This is a genomic window from Rhizobium sp. NXC14 (assembly GCF_002117485.1).
GTDB lineage: Bacteria > Pseudomonadota > Alphaproteobacteria > Rhizobiales > Rhizobiaceae > Rhizobium.
Window position 1 is genome coordinate 3879997 of the sequence record NZ_CP021030.1, and the last position, 19323, is coordinate 3899319.

16 protein-coding genes are annotated in these 19323 nt (G+C 62.9%); 8 read left to right on the forward strand and 8 right to left on the reverse strand.

All coding sequences use genetic code 11. From position 1 onward, the window contains the following. Positions 1 to 92: 92 nt before the first annotated feature. Positions 93 to 587, forward strand: a complete 495-nt coding sequence (locus NXC14_RS19025) for a hypothetical protein (protein WP_157131432.1) — start codon at positions 93 to 95, stop codon at positions 585 to 587. 6 nt (positions 588 to 593) lie between these two features. Here NXC14_RS19025 and NXC14_RS19030 read toward each other — a convergent pair whose 3' ends face one another. The 3 genes from NXC14_RS19030 to NXC14_RS19040 form a co-directional block, all read right to left on the reverse strand. Further along, entirely contained in the window at positions 594 to 1319 is a 726-nt protein-coding gene (locus NXC14_RS19030) for a hypothetical protein (RefSeq protein WP_085780194.1), read from the reverse strand. Between the two features lie 148 nt (positions 1320 to 1467). Then, the gene (locus tag NXC14_RS19035) at positions 1468 to 1647 is read right to left on the reverse strand and encodes a hypothetical protein (protein ID WP_085779457.1); all 180 of its coding nucleotides are present in this window, start codon (positions 1645 to 1647) and stop codon (positions 1468 to 1470) included. 59 nt (positions 1648 to 1706) lie between these two features. Further along, complete coding sequence (locus tag NXC14_RS19040; RefSeq protein WP_176536215.1) at positions 1707 to 1937, reverse strand: hypothetical protein; 231 nt, start codon at positions 1935 to 1937, stop codon at positions 1707 to 1709. Between the two features lie 349 nt (positions 1938 to 2286). Between NXC14_RS19040 and NXC14_RS19050 the strand changes: the two genes are divergently transcribed. Further along, complete coding sequence (locus tag NXC14_RS19050) at positions 2287 to 3378, forward strand: DUF475 domain-containing protein (RefSeq protein ID WP_085779459.1); 1092 nt, start codon at positions 2287 to 2289, stop codon at positions 3376 to 3378. Between the two features lie 114 nt (positions 3379 to 3492). Here the strand turns inward: NXC14_RS19050 and NXC14_RS33070 are convergent, their stop codons facing one another. The 5 genes from NXC14_RS33070 to NXC14_RS19070 form a co-directional block, all read right to left on the reverse strand. After that, positions 3493 to 3663, reverse strand: coding sequence for a hypothetical protein (locus NXC14_RS33070; protein ID WP_094299101.1), 171 nt, complete (start codon positions 3661 to 3663; stop codon positions 3493 to 3495). Between the two features lie 157 nt (positions 3664 to 3820). Next, positions 3821 to 5338, reverse strand: coding sequence for a tripartite tricarboxylate transporter permease (locus tag NXC14_RS19055; RefSeq protein WP_011426797.1), 1518 nt, complete (start codon positions 5336 to 5338; stop codon positions 3821 to 3823). 87 nt (positions 5339 to 5425) lie between these two features. Continuing rightward, positions 5426 to 5917, reverse strand: a complete 492-nt coding sequence (locus NXC14_RS19060) for a tripartite tricarboxylate transporter TctB family protein (protein WP_085779460.1) — start codon at positions 5915 to 5917, stop codon at positions 5426 to 5428. Continuing rightward, positions 5914 to 6858, reverse strand: a complete 945-nt coding sequence (locus tag NXC14_RS19065; RefSeq protein ID WP_085779461.1) for a tripartite tricarboxylate transporter substrate binding protein — start codon at positions 6856 to 6858, stop codon at positions 5914 to 5916. The genes NXC14_RS19060 and NXC14_RS19065 overlap by 4 nt, the downstream gene beginning before the upstream one ends. Before the next feature lie 292 nt (positions 6859 to 7150). After that, a complete protein-coding gene (locus NXC14_RS19070) occupies positions 7151 to 8197 on the reverse strand; it encodes an ABC transporter substrate-binding protein (RefSeq protein WP_085779462.1) in 1047 nt (348 codons plus the stop codon). Between the two features lie 321 nt (positions 8198 to 8518). Here NXC14_RS19070 and NXC14_RS19075 point away from each other — a divergent pair, with 321 nt between their 5' ends. The 6 genes from NXC14_RS19075 (at position 8519) to NXC14_RS19100 (ending at position 19310) form a co-directional block, all read left to right on the forward strand. Continuing rightward, a complete protein-coding gene (locus NXC14_RS19075) occupies positions 8519 to 10387 on the forward strand; it encodes a tetratricopeptide repeat protein (RefSeq protein WP_085779463.1) in 1869 nt (622 codons plus the stop codon). 93 nt (positions 10388 to 10480) lie between these two features. Beyond that, positions 10481 to 11158 (forward strand): response regulator transcription factor, encoded by a 678-nt coding sequence (locus NXC14_RS19080; RefSeq protein ID WP_085779464.1) that lies wholly within the window; start codon positions 10481 to 10483, stop codon positions 11156 to 11158. Continuing rightward, positions 11155 to 12537 carry a sensor histidine kinase gene (locus NXC14_RS19085; protein WP_085779465.1) on the forward strand — a complete coding sequence of 461 codons (1383 nt, stop codon included), beginning with the start codon at positions 11155 to 11157 and terminating at the stop codon, positions 12535 to 12537. The genes NXC14_RS19080 and NXC14_RS19085 overlap by 4 nt, the downstream gene beginning before the upstream one ends. Positions 12538 to 12647: 110 nt before the next feature. Further along, positions 12648 to 15971, forward strand: coding sequence for a transglutaminase family protein (locus tag NXC14_RS19090; RefSeq protein ID WP_085779466.1), 3324 nt, complete (start codon positions 12648 to 12650; stop codon positions 15969 to 15971). A gap of 37 nt (positions 15972 to 16008) precedes the next feature. Further along, entirely contained in the window at positions 16009 to 18426 is a 2418-nt protein-coding gene (locus NXC14_RS19095) for a circularly permuted type 2 ATP-grasp protein (RefSeq protein ID WP_085779467.1), read from the forward strand. Further along, positions 18423 to 19310 carry a transglutaminase family protein gene (locus NXC14_RS19100; protein ID WP_157131433.1) on the forward strand — a complete coding sequence of 296 codons (888 nt, stop codon included), beginning with the start codon at positions 18423 to 18425 and terminating at the stop codon, positions 19308 to 19310. Before NXC14_RS19095 ends, NXC14_RS19100 begins: the two co-directional genes overlap by 4 nt. Positions 19311 to 19323 lie beyond the last annotated feature (13 nt).

The window sequence follows — 19323 nt, forward strand, 5'->3', positions numbered from 1 at the left end:
AACAGAGCCAAATTCGGACACAGAACCATGCCATGGCGAACCGAGGCTGAAGCACTGATTCGCTTCGCCACGAGATGGGGTTTGAGATCGAAATGAAGTTATCCGCGCTTGTTGCCGCCGGCCTTGTTGCATCCGTCCTCGCATTGCCCGCGTCCGCGGCGCCCGCCTCCCCGCCAGAGACATTTCCCGGCGCCCCCGGCGTCATTACGCTTTCCGGCAAATGCGCCAAACTGGTCGTCGCCAAGTTCGACGCCACCAAGGGCTGCAGAAATGAGCTTGCCAGCGTCACCCTGGCCAACGGCTCGGTGACCTTCATCTTCACTTCGGATGGAAAGGCGCTCGGTTTCCAGGGCGATGGCAGCGGCATCAAGCCGGCCTCCAACGGCAATGCTCGCCTGCCGCTGAGCCTCGTCACGACGGGCGTCGGCAACAAGATGACCGGCCAGGTCAAGGTCGCCGGTTTCTGCACCTTCGGCAATCCCTACGCCGGCAAGCCGATCGCGATCGAATGCACCGCCGAAAGCAAGGACTCCTCCTTCACCGGCAGCTTCCGTACCGGCGGCAAGCTGGTGAAAAAGGGAAAATAGCTGCCGTCAGGCGGCACACCACGCGCCGCCGGCAGCCCCCGGCTTGCGCGCCAGCCCTTCCTTGATCAGCTGTGCGCCAAAAGAGCGTCCGTCGCGCGAGACGATCCGCGGCGCGCCCGGGGACTCCGTCTTTCCGGCCGCAACGATGGTGAACGGGCCGGCGTTCAGAAGCGCCAGCAGGCGCAGCTTCGCGGCAAAGGCCACCCTGCGTTCGTCATCGCAGCGCGCCTGGTCGGCCACCGGGCTTGCCATATCGGCAATGACGATCTTTTCGCCCTTGTACCAGAAAACGCCGCCGTCGCCGACGCAATTGATGTGCGCGCCCTGCCCGCAATAGCCGAAGGCGCCCGTCGCCGTCTGCTGAGCTCCGGGAGAGGCCGGGGCCGGCACCGCCTTGATCGGCTGGATGGCCGGCGTCGGGATTGCGGCCGGCGGCAGCGGCGGCGCCTGTAGCGTCGTCGGCGCGGCTCTCGGCGTCGGTGCGGCAAGCGCCACCTGCTTCGGCGGCACATCCTTCCTGGCGACAGGTCTCGGCTCCGCCATTTCGCGTGCGATCGGCGTCGACTGCCGTTCAAGCAGCGGCTGAAGGCTCTTCCAATTGTCGTGAGCCACGATGCCGCCGACCGCGGCAATGCCGATCACCGCCCAGGGCAGCAATCCGCCACTGCTGCGTGCTCTGCTCTTTCCTCTCGCCGGCGCCTTGCGGCGGCCGCGTGTCGCTGTCTTGGCCATCTTTCCGAATCCCGTGAGGCCGGGATTATCGCTGCCCAATCCTTTCCGAAAGGTTGGCGAGGGCCGTTATCTTTGACGCGGGCCGATGCGCTAGACGACAAAACGCCCGGCATCGCCGGGCGCCAATCTCCAGAGGTTTGTCTTTCGCCTAGTCCGGACGTTGAGCTGAAGACTCGTTTTTTCCGGCCGATGCGGCGCCGCTGATGGGGGAACCGATCGGCTGTTTGCGTTTACCGATCTCGATGCGGTTGTCCGCCCCCTCGCGGATGGCCTGCCATTCATTTTCGTGCCGGATAACAATATCCCGGGGCACAAAGTTCATTGTCATGTGCTTCTCACCCTGCGTTTCAAATCAACTGTCGGTGCGCCGAAAAGCCCTCGGAGCCGCTATTTCTTCGTTTTCGTATGAGCTTTGATGTCGGGGCCTCCTTTGGAGAGGTCCGCACCGCTCACATGTGCCGGCACGTGAATGTCGTGATAGACGCCGGGCGTCAGCGTCAGATCGACGTGATGCGGCGGCAGCACCTGTGCCTTCTGCATGCGGTTCGGCTTTGCCCGCTTCATGCGGTCGGATGCCTCTGTGCGTTTGTCGGGAATATGGGTCGAAGTGTGCATCATCGGCTTCCTTTTCAGCTCAACCAGGGTTTAACGAGCGGAGGCGCGGATGGTTCCCGAAATTATGCGGTTTTCCGTGGGGCGTTTGGCCTTGACTGGTTTGGGAAGTAGATTACCTAAGGCCCATCCCGCAGCCTTCCAGACATCGGCTACGGGAAACATTGGTGCCGGGCCCCTCTGGCGAGAGTTTTTACGGCGCTCTCGTGATGTCGGTACCGCCTGCAACTCAGCCGGCGGATTTTTCATCGATGAAAAAGCTCACCATGCCCCGTCAGCATGCCCGTTGTGGCATGCGGCGTTTTGACAAAATCTCCACCCTCTCCAACAAGCTGTGCGGCCGCGAGGTGCGGCCATGAACCAGCCCCAGACCACTAAATCCTCGCTCGGCTATTTCCGCTGGGCGTTCATCGTCACGGCTCTCGGCCTTGCTCTCGGCGCCGTGCTTAGTTGGCAGACGACCGGCACGACCGGCGGCATGGCGACCGTCTTCTTCATCTGCACCGTGCTTGCGGTGCTGGAGATCTCGCTCTCCTTCGATAATGCCATCGTCAATGCCAACAAGCTGAAGGAGATGACGCCGGTCTGGCAGAAACGATTCCTCACCTGGGGCATCATCATTGCCGTCTTCGGCATGCGTATCGTCTTTCCGTTGGCGATCGTCGCGATCGCGGCACGGATCGGCCCCTGGGACGCTCTGGTGCTCGCCGCCCGCGAACCCGAGGAATATGCTCGCATCATGAACGATGCGCATCTGCCGATCGCAGCCTTCGGCGGCACCTTCCTGATGATGGTCGGCCTCAGCTATTTCTTCGACCATGAGAAGACGATCCATTGGCTTCGCGGCCTTGAAAAGGTGATGGCACGCTCGGCCACCATCAGGGGCATCGAGATCGCTTTCGTGCTGGCGCTGATGCTTGTCTTCTCCTGGCTGATCGGCGGCGAGGAAGCCAGCATCTTCGTCCATTGCGCCATTTACGGCCTGCTCACCTTCCTCGCGGTCGAGGTCGCCGGCGAGTTGCTCGACGCGTCGCAGCAGACGATGAGCGCTGCCGCCAAGGGCGGCCTCGGCGCCTTCATCTATCTGGAGGTGCTGGATGCCAGCTTCTCCTTCGACGGCGTCATCGGCGCCTTCGCCTTGACGCAGAACCTCTTCGTCATCGCGATCGGCCTCGGCATCGGCGCCATGTATGTGCGCTCGATGACGATCATGCTGGTCGAGAAGGGAACGCTTGCCGAATACCGCTACCTCGAACATGGCGCCTTCTACGCCATCCTAATCCTCGCAGTGATCATGTATGCGCAAACCCTGGTGCATATTCCCGAAGTGATCACCGGTCTCGGCGGCGCGGCACTGATCGGCCTGTCGCTCTGGTCGTCCATTCGCTACAACAGGCGCGAGCGGGCAGAAGATCACGCCGACCGGCGGGAGGAACTGCACGCCTGACGTGGCAGACAATTACGGGTCGCAACGCACCTCAGCGTTGCGGCTACTCCGACATAAATAAAGCCCGCGACCCTCCGGTTGCGGGCTGTTTCATTCCTGCATGCCTTGAGCGGCTTAGCGGATGACCTGACCGAACGAAGCCGGATCGATGCCAAGCTCCTTAAGGTCGCGGGCGCGCGGACGACGGCCGGCTTCGACAGCGGCGCTGACGGCGTTGGCGGCGCTCAGCGCAGCAAATGCACGGCCCAGGAAGCCGGCGTGGACTGAATTGCGGATGGCGGACATTGTCCTGTTCCTCTTGCTTGATGATTGACCACTCATAGATGGCAGTGCGCTGTCGCATCGACAATGCACGGAAAATCTCCGCAGCCATGCAAAAAGAAGAGGCCGGCGCATGGTACCATGGCCGGCCTCCAGGCAGGGGCAAGATCGTCTTTTTCTTCTAGTCTTCGTTTGCCGCCAGCTGCGACAGCACCTGGCCCCGACCGCGGATGCGCAGGATCAGCGGGATCAGGAAGGCAGCCGCCGCAACGATGAGAAGGCCTGCCGCGATCGGTGACATCACCAGCGTCGTCACGTCGCCCTGGCTGATCGCCAGCGCGCGGCGCAGCTGCTGCTCGGCCAGCGGCCCGAGGATGAGGCCGACGACGGCAGGCGCGATCGGATAGCCGAAGAGCCGCATCACATAACCGAGCAAGCCGAAGGCGAGCAGCATGCCGAGTTCGAACACGGAAGGGTTGGCGCCGATCGTTCCGAGCGTCGCAAACAGCAGGATGCCGGCATAGAGCCACGGCTTCGGAATGGTCAGCAGCCGCACCCAGAGCCCGATCATCGGGAGGTTGAGGACGAGCAGCATTGCATTGGCGATGAGCAGGCTGGCGATCAGTCCCCAGACGAGCTGCGGATTGGTGGCAAACAGGAGCGGCCCCGGCTGCAGCCCGTATTGCTGGAAGCCGGCGAGCATGATCGCCGCCGTCGCCGTCGTCGGCAGGCCGAGGGTCAGGAGCGGCACCAGCGTGCCGGCGGCTGACGCATTGTTCGCCGCCTCCGGCCCGGCTACGCCTTCGATCGCGCCATGACCGAATTCTTCCGGGTTCTTCGCCAGCCGCTTTTCGGTCGAGTAGGACAGGAAGGTACCGATTTCAGCGCCGCCCGCCGGCATCGCGCCGATCGGGAAGCCGATCAGCGTGCCGCGAAGCCAGGGCTTCCAGGAGCGCGACCAGTCCTGCGCGTTCATCCAGAGCGAACCCTTGACCGCCTCCACCTGCTCCGCGACCCGATTGCCCTGCGCTGCGATGTAGAGCGTCTCGCCGATCGCGAACATCGCCACCGCCAGCGTCGTTACTTCTACGCCGTCGAGCAGGTCGGGGATGCCAAAGGAAAGCCTAGCCTGCCCTGTCTGCTGGTCGATGCCGACCATGGCGAGCGCGAAACCGATGAACAGCGCGGTCAGGCCTCGAAGCGCCGAATCTCCGAAGGCCGAGGAGACGGTGACGAAGGCGAGCACCATCAGCGCGAAATATTCGCGCGGCCCAAAGACCAGCGCCAGCTTGACGATGTAGGGCGCGATGAAGGCGAGCCCGAGCGTGGCGATGAGGCCGGCGACGAAGGAGCCGATCGCTGCCGTCGCCAATGCGGGTCCGCCGCGCCCGGCCCGCGCCATCTTGTTGCCTTCGAGCGCGGTGACGATCGAGGCGCTTTCACCCGGCGTGTTGAGCAGGATCGACGTCGTCGAACCGCCATACATTCCGCCGTAATAGATGCCGGCGAACATGATCAGCGAGCCGCCCGGATCAAGCTTGTAGGTGGCCGGCAGCAGCAGCGCCACGGTGAGCGCCGGGCCAATACCGGGTAACACGCCGACGGCCGTGCCGAGCGTCACGCCGACCAGCGCATAAACCAGGTTCATTGGCTGCATCGCAACCAAGATACCCTGCCATAGAAATTCGAATGTGCTCATCTTGGTGTCCCAGGCGGCGTTCCCGTCCGTGCCTTCGCAATCGGTCGCCGCGAAAAATCAAAAGAGCTGACAGCGAGTCCCGCGCGGTCAGAAGAACAGATGTTCGAGCGGGCCGGCCGGCAGCGTCAGCTGTAGGAGCTGCGAGAAGATCGCCCAGACGACGAAGCTGAAAACGATGCCGATCGGCAGCGAGATCCAGAGCTTGCGTTTGCCGAAGCCGCGTGCGGTCAGCGCAAACAGTATACCGGTCGCAATCGAGAAGCCGGCAACGCGCAGAAGCAGCATCTGGCAGGCAAGGCCGGCGACGATCCAGATGACAGGCGCCACTTCTTGCTTTTCTCGTTCCGGAAACTCGCCGCGCCAAGCTTCGGCGAGGGTCCAGATGCCAAGACAGAAGAGCCCGAACGCCACCACCTCAGGCACCGTCGCCGGACCGATGCGGGCATACTGTGCGATCGTTTTCAGATGCGTTGCATCCCAGGCCATCACACCGGCGATGGCGAAGAGAAAAACGGCAATGATGAACGCCGCCCGATCAGGGCGGCGCTCGGTTGCCGAGGAGGTCTTATCCTCGCTCATTGAACAAGTCCGATCTCTTTAAGAATGCCCTCGGTGGCGGAGACGTCCTTTTCGAGCTGCGCCTTGAAGGCATCGCCGGAAAGATAGGTGTCAGCCCAGCCCTTGGTCTTCAGTGTTTCCTGCCAAGTGGCGGAGCTGTGCAGCTTCTCGAAATCGGCGGTGATCTTTGCGACTTCGTCCTCCGACAGGCCAGGGGCTGCGGCGACCATGCGCCAGTTCTGGATGCTGACGTCGGTGCCGGCCTCCTTCAGCGTCGGGGCGTCGACGCCGTCGATACGCTTGTCGCTGGAGACGGCGAGGAGACGCAGCATGCCTGCCTTCACCTGCGATTCGAACTCGCTGTAGCTCGAAACGCCTGCTGTGACCTGGTTGCCGAGAATGGCTGCGAGCGCTTCACCGCCGCCGGAGAAGGCGACATAGTTGATCTTCGTTGGGTCGACGCCGGAAGCCTTGGCGATCAGGCCAGCGGTGATGTGGTCGGTGCCGCCGGCCGAGCCGCCGCCCCAGGAAACCGAACCCGGATCCTTCTTCAGCGCCGCCACCAGATCAGCCATCGTCTTGATATCGGACGAGGCAGGAACGACGATGGCTTCATATTCGCCGGTCAGACGGGCGATCGGCGTCACGTCCTTAAGCGTCACCGGCGACTTGTTGGTGAGGATGGCGCCGACCATGACATAGCCGCCGACGATCAGCGAATTCGCATTGCCGGCAGCCTGGCTGGCAAACTGCGCAAGGCCGATGGTGCCACCGGCGCCGGGGACGTTCTGGACCTGTACGTTGCCGGCGATCTTCTCCTGCTGCAGCGCAGCCTGCAGGGAACGGGCCGTTTGGTCCCAGCCGCCGCCGGGAGCGGCCGGCGCGATGATGGTGTAGTCGGCAGCATAGGCCGGCAGCGCGATGGCGGCTGCAAGAATGGTTGCGATGAACGTATGCTTCACGATGTGTCCTCCGTGGGCGGTTGAGCGAACCGCCTGTTATTCTCGAGTGAATCGGAAGGGGTGGCCGGCCAGCGGACGCAGTTGTCCTGAATGACGAGCGGAATGCCTCCCAAACTTCAATTCTCCGCCTCCACGGAGAAGAAGTAGCCAAAGCCACCACAACAACCTGTCATCTAGCTGACATCGGCCAGATATCCAGAAGGAGAAGCCGCTTTTTTGCCGTAATTGCGCCAGCAGCCCGCCGAGGTGTAACAGATATTGAGGTCATGAACCGGCCAAAAGCTGGCCTTCTTCACTGTGCCCGCAGAACCTCGTTCCAGTGCGCGATCAGCCGCGCACGCTTTACCTGATCGAGATAGACCATCAGCCCGGGACTGACCGGCACCGGCCGAAGTTGGGCGCCGAGCAGTTCCTGCAGCGTATTGGCAGTGTTCTCCCCCGCCACCTCCGGGCTGACGGCCGGGATCTGCAGCTCGCGCGCCATGATCGTCTGGCCCTCCTTCGACATGAAAAAGGCAAGGTAGCGGCGGCCGAGCTCCGGCTCGGCTGCAGCCTGCGGCACCAGCCCGATGCGCGACATCACCACCGTATAGTCCTTCGGCAGCACGATGCCGACATCGGGGTGCCGCGAAGCCCAGTCGGCGGCGTAGGAACCGAGAATATTATAGCCGAGCACGAAGCGCCCGTCGGCGACGCGTTCGAGGATCGCCGAGCTCGTCGAGTAGAGCTTGACGCCGGCCGCGCCCATCGCGCCGATCACCGACCAGATGTCGCCGAATTGCTCCTGGTCGCGCGCCATGAAAAGAAAGCCGACGCCCGATCGCTCGATATCGTAAGTGCTGATCCGGCCATAGACCGCATTGCCCTTGCGCTTCAGATAGTCGACGAATTCCGCCCGCGAGCTCGGCACCGGCTCGTGCGCAAAGCTCGGCTTGTGATAGACGAATACCGCCGGCTCGAAAGTCAGCGCATAGGCGGTGTTGCGCCAGTTCGCCCATTTCGGCCAGGCCGCACTCATCGGCAGATTGCTGACCTGCGCATAGCCGTCGTTGGAAAGCTTCACCTGCAGGTCCATCGCCGAGGAAAAGGCAAAATCCGCCGTTTTGCCACCCGCATCGGTTTCTCTGACGATCCGGTCGTAGATTTCACCGGTCAGCATGTCCTCGTATTTGACCGCGACGTCAGGATTGGCCTCCTGGAAACCGCGGATCATCGGCTGTGCCAAGGGCTCGTCAAGCGAAGAATAGACCGTCAGCACCGGTGCGGCGGCATCGCCCGACTTCGCTGGAAAGAAGGCTTGGTCCGCCAGGACGCAACCCGGCCAGAACGCCAGCAGCAAAATGCAGATTCTCCTCATGCAGCAACAATGCCTGAGCGCACAGAGAGGAGCAAGGGCGCTGGATCGAAGCTGCCGACCGGGAAACATCGATCCGGACAGTATATGACGTTCTCAGTGGGAACGGCCTCTTCACCACAAAGGATTAGCGATCAGTGCCATGCTTCACCCCTTTAGAGTATTGATGAAGAATCGCGACGATATAAGGTCGCGCTGCCGCGTCAAAACGTCGAAGCCACCCGAACTTGTTTTTCGGGGACGACTCTACGCGACAAAAACTCTAGAAAAAGCTAGACTATCCTGGGAAGATCCATGGGAGGGGTCATGGAACGACGACTGAGCGCTATTCTCGCTGCGGATGTCGTCGGCTACAGCCGGCTGATGGGCATGGATGAGTCAGGCACCTTGCAGGCGCTGAACCGCCATCGCTGCGAGCTGATTGACGTTCGGATTTCCGACTACAAGGGCCGGATCGTCAAACTCACCGGCGATGGCATCCTTGCCGAATTCCAGAGCGTGGTGAATGCCGTCGCCTGCGCCGCCGAAATACAGCGCAGCATGTCGGCCCGCAACGAGAACGTGCCGAAGGACGAGCGCGTTGAATTCCGCATCGGCATCAATCTCGGCGATGTCGTGGTCGAGAACGGCGACATATTCGGCGACGGCGTCAATCTTGCCGCAAGGCTTGAGCGTATCGCAGCACCGGGCGGCATCGCCGTGTCGGCATCCGTGCGCGACCAGGTCGGCTCGCGCCTCAATCTCGGCTTCGAGTTCATCGGCGAGCACATGCTGAAGAATATCAGGCAGCCCGTTCAGGTCTACACCGTCACCTTGGCGCCGCCCTCCTCCACCAGGCTGGTGGCTGAGAACCGCAATACCTGCTTCATTGCCGTGCTGCCCTTCACAAATATGAGCGGTGACGCCGATCAGGATTATTTTTCCGATGGCATCACCGAAGACATCATCACCGATCTTTCCAAGATCTCGAGCCTGCACGTCGTGCCGCGCAACACCATCTTTACCTACAAGGGCATATCGGTGAAGTTGAAGCGCCTCGCCCAGGAACTCGGTGTGCGCTATGTGCTCGAAGGAAGCGTACGGATCTTCGACAAGCGCGTACGCATCTCCGGCCAGCTGATCGACACTGCCAATGGCGACCATCTCTGGGCCGAACGTTACGACCGCGACCTTACCGACATCTTTGCCATCCAGGACGAGATCACACAGGCGATCGTCAGTCAGCTGAAGGTGCGCCTGCTGCCGGAGGAGAAGAAGGCAATCGCCAACGAACCGACGGCCAATGTCGAGGCTTATACCTATTATCTCAGGGGTCGCCAGCTCTCCCACACCTGGACAAAATCCTACCTCGAGCTCGCAAGGCGCATGTTCTGCAAGGCGGTAGAACTTGACCCCGATTACGCCCGGGCCTATGCCGGCATCGCCGATTGCGACGCTGCGATCCGCGACTGGGCGCCCGACGATGTGCCGCTGAGGCGCATTCTCGATATGAGCGCACGGGCCCTTCAGCTCGACCCCGATCTTCCCGAGGCCCACGCCTCGCATGGCTTGGCCCTGCATCAGAGCGGCCTCGATGATCGTGCGGCGGCCGCCTTCGAACGTGCCCTCACGCTCGATCCGAACCTTTTCGAGGCGAATTTTCATTACGCCCGGTTCTTCTTCATGCGCGGCAACTTTGCCAAATCCGTTCAATATTTCACCCGCGCCGCCGAAATCCGCCCTGACGACTACGTCTCGCCGATCCATCTGATGTCGGCGTACCGCTCCCTCGGCCGTCCGGTGGATACGGAAAACTGGGCACGACTCGGCCTGCTGCGCGCCGAACGTGCGCTGAATCTCAATCCCGAAAACTCCGGCCCGGCCCATCGCGGCGCGCTGGCGCTTGCCCATCTCGGCGATGCGAAGCGGGCGCGCGACTGGGCCGCCCGCGCGATCGCCATCGATCCCGACGACATTGTCGCCCAGTACAATCTTGCCTGCGTCTATTCCGTCCTCGGCGATACCGACCGAGCAATCGACCTGCTCGAGAAGCTGCTGCCGCACAGCTCCGTCTATCATATCAAATGGTTCGACAATGATTCCGACCTCGACAACATCCGCCAGGATCCCCGCTTTCGGAAATTGTTGGCGATCGCAATGACGGAACGTGAACGGGTCGAGAGGACCGGGAGCTGAAATCTCGTCCCCGGCCATTCACCGAATTTTGAAAATCGCTATGACATCGCTCAGCCACCTCTGTAATCTCCTTTGAAAACAGAGGGAACATCCGTGCGCATCCTGCTCACAGAAGATAATATCGCGTTGGCCGACGGCCTGTCGGCGATTTTGCGCGGCACGGGCCATGCCGTCGACGTCGTCCATGACGGCGCATCCGCAAATGCGGTTATCGCCGCGGAAAATTTCGATCTTGTCATTCTCGACCTCAACCTGCCCGAGATGGACGGGCTCGACGTGCTGCGCGCCATGCGCGCCCGGCAGAACCAAGCAGCCGTCCTGATCCTGACGGCGCGGGGCACGCCGGAAGAACGGGTGAAGGGTCTCGATCTCGGCGCCGACGATTATCTGATCAAACCGTTCGATATTACCGAATTCGAGGCCCGCGTACGCGTGCTGCTGCGCCGCCAGGCCGGGCTGCGTTCGGCGACCGTCGGTTTCGGCGGCATTTCCTTCGACCTCAATTCCCGCACCTTTTCATCAGGCGATACCCCGCTTGATATTCCCGCCCGCGAACTCGGCTTGCTCGAAATCCTCTTCATGCGGGCCGGCAAGGTCGTGGCCAAGGAGGCGATCATCCAGTCGCTGACGGCCTTCGACGACGATATTTCCGCAAACGCGATCGAGCAATATGTCAGCCGGCTGAGGAAACGCCTGTCGCCGCACGGCCTGACGGTCAAGACCGCCCGCGGCATCGGATACTATCTCGACAAGCTGCCCGGGGCCTCATGAAAGCCGCCTATTCCCTCAGGCGCCGGCTGCTCTTCTGGCTGCTGATCTCGACCGCCGTCATCGGCACGCTGGCGCTCGCCGATACCTATCGCGAAGCGATCCAGACGTCGAATATCGTCTCCGACCGCGTGCTCGCCGGCTCTGCTCTGGCAATTGCCGAACGCGTCGTGGTCGCCGAAGACGGGACGTTGCAGGTCGACATTCCCTATGTCGCTCTTGAAATGCTGACCTCGGCGGCGCAGGACCGGGTCTTCTACCGTGTTGACGGCCCTCCGGGTCAATTCATCACCGGCTATCAATCCCTGCCGGTCCTGAAGAAAACGCCCGGCAATGCAGCGGCCTTTGCCGACGACAGCTTCCGCGGCGAACCGATCCGCATTGCCACTCTCGAGCGCTCGGCCTCGACGGGCATCCGCTCCGTGCCCTTCGTCGTGACGGTCGCCGAAACCACCATCGCCCGTCGGCAATTGACGCAGGCGATTCTCGTACGTTCGGCGCTGCGTCTCGCCTTCATGATCCTGGGGGCGGCGGTGATCGTCTGGATATCGGTCACGGTGGCGCTCCGCCCGCTCTACAAGCTCGGCGACGCTATCGGCGAACGCAGCCCTGACGATCTGCATCCGATCGAACAAACCGTGCCGAGCGAAGTCGAGCCGCTGGTTGATACGGTGAACTCTTTCATGGTCCGCCTGCAGTCGGCCCTCGATGCGCTGCGCAATTTCACCGGCAACGCCAGCCATCAGTTGCGCACGCCCTTAGCGATTATCCGCACCCAGCTCGCCCTTTCCGCCCGCGCCGGCGCACTCGATGAAGCCCAGGCGGCGGCGCTGAAGGGAGACCAGGCCGTGGCGCATGCCGAGCGCATCCTTGCGCAGCTTCTCCTGATGGCGAAGATCGATGCCGCCACGGCCAAGGAGGCGCTGACCGCCTCCGCCATCGACCTTGCGGCAATCGCTCAGGAAATCACCGGCGAGCAGATCCCAGCGGCCGCCGTCGCCGATATCGATCTCGGCTTCGAAGGCGAAAGCCCGGCCATGATCCGCGCCGAGCCGCTGCTGATCGGCGAGATGCTGCGCAATCTCGCCGGCAACGCCATCGCCTATGCCGGCAAGGGGGCTGAGGTCACCGTCCGCATCATCGCAGCCACCGACACGGTTCGCCTCGAAGTCGAGGACAATGGTCCCGGTATTCCCAGCGAGAAGCTGGAGGCGGTCCGCAGGCGCTTTTCGCGCGGCAATGATTCCGGCGCGCCCGGCGCCGGCCTCGGCCTGCCGATCGTCGAAGAAATCGCCAATCTTTTCAACGCCGCCCTGACGCTGGAACCGGGCGCGGGCGGCAAGGGTCTGAAGGCGGCGGTCACCTTCGCCAAAGCGGCGTAAAAGCCGCCGGGTCCTCGACGTTCGGCCCTTGCTTTCTTTCGCTGCATTGCACACACTGACTTCGGGAACAGCAAGCCGCACAATGATGCGCGCCGGATAAAAAGAGAAATATGTCGATCAAAGCCAGCATCTATCATCTGACGCATTATACCTACGACAAACCGGTCCGCCTCGGCCCACAGATCATCCGGTTGAAACCGGCCTCGCATTCGAAGACGCGGGTGCTCAGCCACTCGTTGAAGGTCACGCCCTCCAACCACTTCGTCAATCTCCAGCAGGACCCCTACGGCAATTACCTCGCCCGCTACGTCTTCCCCGATCCCGTGACCGAGTTCAAGATCGAGGTCGACCTGGTCGCCGACATGACGGTCTACAATCCCTTCGATTTCTTCGTAGAGGAGGAGGCGACAAAATGGCCGTTCGACTATCCTGAAACCATCCGTGAGGATCTGTCGATCTACATGACGCCGGAGCCCGCCGGCCCGCGTCTCAAGGCACTGCTGCCGACGCTCGATTGGTCGCCGGGCCAGCCGACGATCGATATGGTCGTCGGTTTGAACGCCCGCCTGCAGCGGCAGATCGGCTATGTCATCCGCATCGAAGCCGGTGTGCAGACGCCGGAAGAGACGTTGGAAAACGCCAAAGGCTCCTGTCGCGACACCAGCTGGCTGCTCGTCCAGATCCTGCGCCATCTCGGCCTTGCCGCGCGCTTCGTCTCCGGCTACCTCATTCAGCTGACGCCTGACCTGAAGGCACTCGATGGCCCCTCCGGGACCGAAGTCGATTTTACCGACCTGCATGCCTGGGCCGAGGTCTATCTGCCGGGTGCCGGCTGGGTTGGCCTCGATCCGACCTCCGGCCTCCTGACCGGCGAAAGCCATATCCCGCTTGCAGCGACGCCGCATTACCGCAACGCTGCCCCCATTTCCGGCGGCTATTTCGGCGAGGCCGAAACCGAATTCGCCTTCGATATGAAGGTCTCGCGCGTTGCCGAGCATCCGCGCATCACCAAGCCCTTCTCCGATGACAGCTGGAACGAACTCAACGAACTCGGCGAGAAAGTCGATCGTATCCTCGAAACCGAGGATGTGCGCCTCACCATGGGCGGCGAGCCGACCTTCGTTTCGATCGACGATTTTCAATCCGCCGAATGGAACACCGAGGCGGTCGGCCCGACCAAGCGCGAAAAGGCGGACGCGCTCATCCGCCGGCTTCGCACCCGCTTCGCCCCGAACGGCTTTCTGCATTACGGCCAGGGCAAATGGTATCCGGGCGAAAGCCTGCCGCGCTGGACCTTCTCGCTCTACTGGCGCAAAGATGGCTTGCCGATCTGGTCCGATGACAATCTCGTCGCCACCGAGGGCCGCAATTATGAGGTCACGGAGGATGATGCCGGCCGGCTGCTCACGGCGATTGCCGGCGAGCTGGATGTGTCCCCGGAATATGTCGCGCCGGCCTTCGAGGATCCCGCCGAATGGCTCACCAAGGAAGCGAACCTGCCGGAGAATGTCGATCCGGCGAATTCCAAGCTCAAGGACGCCGAGGAGCGCAGCCGTATCGCCCGTGTCTTCAATCGCGGACTGACCCGCCCGACCGGTTATGTCCTGCCTGTTCAGGCCTGGAACGCGCGCGCCAGCGGCCGCACCTGGACGAGCGAGAAATGGTCGACGCGGCGCGGCCGCATCTTCCTCGTGCCGGGCGACAGCCCGGTCGGCTATCGTCTGCCGCTCAATTCGCTCGCCTATATCCCGCCCTCGCAATATCCTTATATCAACCCGCTCGATCCGTTTGTGCAGCGCCCGGAACTGCCGGATTTCGGCGAGGATAGCGGGCGTCCGCTACAGGCCGCGCACTTCCAGCCCTTCACCGGCCAGCAACCGGCGGCACCTCAATCGTTGAACGAGATCGGCGGCCACGTCCGCACCGCGATTTCCGTCGAGCCGCGCGACGGCCGCCTCTGCGTCTTCATGCCGCCCACAGAAACGCTCGAAGATTATCTCGATCTCATCGCCTCGACCGAACGAGCGGCCGCCGCTCTCGGTCTCGCCGTTCACATCGAAGGCTATCCGCCGCCGCAAGACGAGCGCATCAACGTCATCCGCGTCGCCCCGGATCCCGGCGTCATCGAGGTCAACATTCATCCGTCCTCGACATGGAAAGAGACGGTCGACATCACCACTGCCATCTACGAGGAGGCCCGCCAGAGCCGTCTCGGCGCCGACAAGTTCATGATCGACGGCCGCCATACCGGCACGGGCGGCGGCAACCATGTCGTCGTCGGCGGAAGCAATCCGAACAACAGCCCCTTTCTGCGCCGCCCGGATTTGCTGAAGAGCCTCGTTCTGCACTGGCAACGCCATCCCTCGCTTTCCTACCTCTTCTCCGGGCTGTTCATCGGCCCGACCAGCCAAGCGCCGCGCATCGATGAAGCCCGCCACGACAGCCTCTACGAGCTGGAAATCGCACTGGCGCAGATCCCGGCGCCCGGCCGCGGCCGGCAGCCTTTGCCCTGGCTCGTCGACCGCCTGTTCCGCAACCTCTTGATCGACGTGACCGGCAATACCCATCGCGCCGAAATCTGCATCGACAAGCTCTTCTCCCCCGATGGCCCGACGGGCCGCCTCGGCCTGGTGGAGTTCCGCGGTTTCGAAATGCCGCCGAATGCCCGCATGTCGCTGGCCCAGCAGCTGCTGGTGCGTGCGCTGATCGCTCGCTTCTGGATGAAACCGGCCGACGGCAAGTTCGTGCGCTGGGGAACCTCGCTGCACGACCGCTTCATGCTGCCGCATTATGTCTGGGCCGACTTCCTCGATGTGCTGGCGGACTTGCGTCAAAACGGCTTCGATCTCAGCCCTGAATGGTTCAAGGCCCAGCTCGAATTCCGCTTCCCCTTCTGCGGCGAGGTCGACTATGAAGGATCGAAGCTGGAACTGCGTCAGGCGCTCGAACCCTGGCACGTCATGGGTGAGCAAGGCGCGATCGGCGGCACGGTTCGCTATGTCGATTCGTCCGTCGAACGCCTGCAGGTACGCTTCGAAACCAGCAATACCGCGCGCTACACCGTCACCTGCAACGGCCGCATCCTGCCGCTGACGCCGACCGGCACGTCGGGCGTATCGGTCGCCGGCGTCCGCTACAAGGCATGGCAGCCGGCTTCGGGCTTGCATCCGGTGCTGCCGATCAACACACCTTTGACTTTTGACATTTATGATACATGGTCGAAGCGTTCGATTGGCGGCTGCATCTATCATGTTGCCCATCCGGGCGGCCGGACCTATGACACCTTCCCGGTCAACGGCAACGAGGCGGAAGCAAGGCGGCTGGCCCGCTTCGAGCCGTGGGGGCATACTGCGGGCGGTTTCATCCCGCGCGCCGAGACGGGTTCGCCGGAATTCCCGCTGACGCTGGATCTGAGGCGGCCTGCCGGCATTTGAGACCCGGGGGCAGAGGCCGAGGGTGAGGTTGGGTTTGATGGGTAAGAGACCGGCAGTGGAGCGCAGGCAAGAGGCGGAGAGCAGCATCGGCAAGGATGCGGCCTTCGGCTATGCGCCGCTTCCCGGCACCGCCGACGAGATGGTCGACAATAAAGGCGCGGTCCGCCCCGTCTGGCAGCGTTTCCTCTCGCATCTCGGCGCAATGCCGGAAAAGGATCTCGCGGAGCGTTTCGCCCGCGCCGACCGCTACCTCAGAGACGCCGGCGTCTTCTACCGTGCCTATGGCAGCAAGGGAGCCGGCGAACGCGCCTGGCCGATCTCGCATATCCCGGTGCTGATCGACGAGCGCGAATGGCAGGCGCTGTCGGCAGGCCTCGTCCAGCGCGCCGACCTCCTGGAGGCGATCATTGCCGATATCTACGGCGAGAACCGGCTGGTCGAGGAAGGATTCCTGCCGCCGGCGCTGATCGCCGCCAATCCCGAATTTCAGCGCCCGCTGGCCGGCATCCGGCCGGCATCCGGCCACTATCTGCACTTCTGCGCCTTCGAAATCGGCCGCGGGCCCGACGGCAATTGGTGGGTGCTGGCAGATCGCACCCAGGCTCCCTCCGGCGCCGGCTTCGCGCTTGAAAACCGCGTCGCGACGACCCGCGCCTTCTCCGACATCTATGCCGAAACGCCCGTCCACCGCCTCGCCTCGTTCTTCGGCGCCTTCCGCGATGCGCTGCAGGACATGAAACATTCAGGCGACGACCGCATCGCCGTCCTGACGCCAGGTCCTGCCAACGAGACCTATTACGAACACGCCTACATTGCCCGCTATCTCGGCTTCATGCTGCTCGAGGGCGAGGATCTCGCCGTCGTCAAGGGCCGCGTGATGGTCCGCACCGTCGCCGGCCTGAAGCCGATCGGCGTGCTCTGGCGCCGCCTCGATTCGGCCTTTGCCGACCCGCTGGAACTGAACCAGAATTCGCATATCGGCACGCCCGGTCTCGTGGAAGCGCTGCGTGCCGAAAGCGTCACCATCGTCAACGCGCTCGGCACCGGCATTCTCGAAACCCGGGCGCTTCTCGCCTTCATGCCGACCATCTGCCGGCATCTGCTCGGGCAGGATCTGAGACTGCCGTCGATTGCCACCTGGTGGTGCGGCCAGAAGGAAGAGCGCGAGCAGGTCGCCAAGAATATCGAGAAAATGGTGATCGGCCCGGCCTATTCCCGTGCGCCCTTCTTCGACGACAACGGCGAATCCGTGCTCGGCTCGTCGCTGCGGGCAACGGCCAAAGATTCCATCGCCAATTGGCTGAATTCGGACGGTCAGAAACTGGTCGGTCAGGAAGTCGTCACGTTGTCGACGACGCCCGCCTGGGTGAACGGCAAACTCATGCCGCGGCCGATGTCGCTGCGCGTCTTCGCTGCCCGCACGGCAAACGGCTGGCAGATCATGCCCGGCGGTTTTGCCCGCATCGGCTCCGGCGCCGACGTCTCGGCGATCGCCATGCAGTCCGGCGGAGCAGCCGCCGACGTCTGGATCGTCAGCGACAAGCCGGTCGAGCGCCACACCCTGCTGCCGGCCGAAGGCAGCTTCACCCGCAACATGCCGGGCAGCCTGCCGAGCCGGGCGGCCGACAATCTGTTCTGGCTCGGCCGATATATCGAACGCGCCGAAGGGGCGTTGCGGATCCTGCGCGCCTGGCATGCGCGTTATGCCGAAGCCGCCGATCCGAGCCAGCCGCTGCTCGCAGACGTCTCCGCCTATCTCGCGGCCGTCGATATCGATACCGCCGAGCCCGTGCCCGAGAGGCTCCTGCGCAACATCGACAGCGCCGTCTATTCCGCCAGCAACATCCGCGACCGCTTCTCGCCCGATGGTTGGCTCGCCCTCAACGATCTCGCCAAAACCGCCCGCCGCTTTCACGCCACCGTCACTGCCGGCGATGACGCCAGCCATGCGATGACGATCCTCCTGCGCAAGCTCGCGGGCTTTGCCGGCCTCGTGCACGAGAACATGTACCGCTTCATGGGCTGGCGTTTCCTCTCCCTCGGCCGCTATATCGAGCGCGGCTTGCACATGACGCGCCTGCTCGGCCACATGTCCGGCCCGGAAGCGCCCGACGGCGCGCTCGACATGCTGCTCGAGATCGGCGACAGCGTCATGACTCACCGCCGCCGCTACAACGTCAATACAGCAAGGCTGACCGTCACCGACCTGTTGGCGCTCGACCCCCTCAATCCGCGCTCGGTCCTCTTCCAGGTGAACGAAATCCATCATGAGGTCGAGCAATTGCCGAACGCCTTGATCAATGGGCAGATGTCGCCCTTCTACCGCGAGGCGATGCGGCTTCATTCCGGTCTGGCGGTAATGACGCCGGAGGGCATGGGGATAGAGGTCTACCAGCGGCTCGAACGCGAGTTGGAGCAGCTTTCTGATCTGCTCGCCCAGACCTATCTCGGCTGATGGCAGTGCTTTACGATCTCTCGCTCCGCATGAGTTACAGCTACGACGTGCCGGCCTCCGGCGCTCGCCATATCATGCGATTGATGCCGCTGTCGCTGAGCAACCGGCAACGCCTGGTCGCCGGCTCGATCACCATCTCGCCGACGCCGGACGAGCAGTCTCATTTCGTCGATTTCTTTCAGCATCCCGCCACTTCCTTCATGCTGCGGACGCCGCATGAGACGCTTGACATTCGCATGCAGGCCCGTGTGCAGGTCGAAAGCCAGCCGATCGCCGCCGATTTCTCGCCGCTGCTTGCCGACTTGCCCGAGGAAATATCCGGCGTCTGGTCACTTGCACCGGATTCGCCGCATCACTTTCTTGGCGACAGCCCGCGCCTGACGCAGACGCGCGAGATTGGCGATTACGCACGAAGCTGCGTCACGCCCCAGCTGACAGCCATGCAGATCGCCCATGCGCTCTGCGCCCGCATCAATAAGGATTTCACCTACGATTCCGACGCAACCGCAGTGGACACGACCCCACTCGAAGCGTTTAGGCTGAAGCGCGGCGTCTGCCAGGATTTCACCCACGTCATGATCCTGGCGCTCAGAAGCCTCGGCATTCCAGCCGGCTACGTCTCCGGCTTCCTGCGCACCATTCCGCCCCCCGGCAAGGAAAGGCTCGAAGGGGCGGACGCGATGCATGCCTGGGTGCGGGTCTGGTGCGGCGAGACGATCGGCTGGATCGAACTCGACCCGACCAACAACATCCCCGCCGGCATGGACCATATCGTCGTCGCCTATGGCCGGGACTATTCCGACGTCGTCCCCGTCATCGGTGTATTGAAAAGCTATGGCGGCCAACGTGCCGTTCAGGCGGTTGACGTCATTCCGCTGAAATGATCCCAAAATTGGA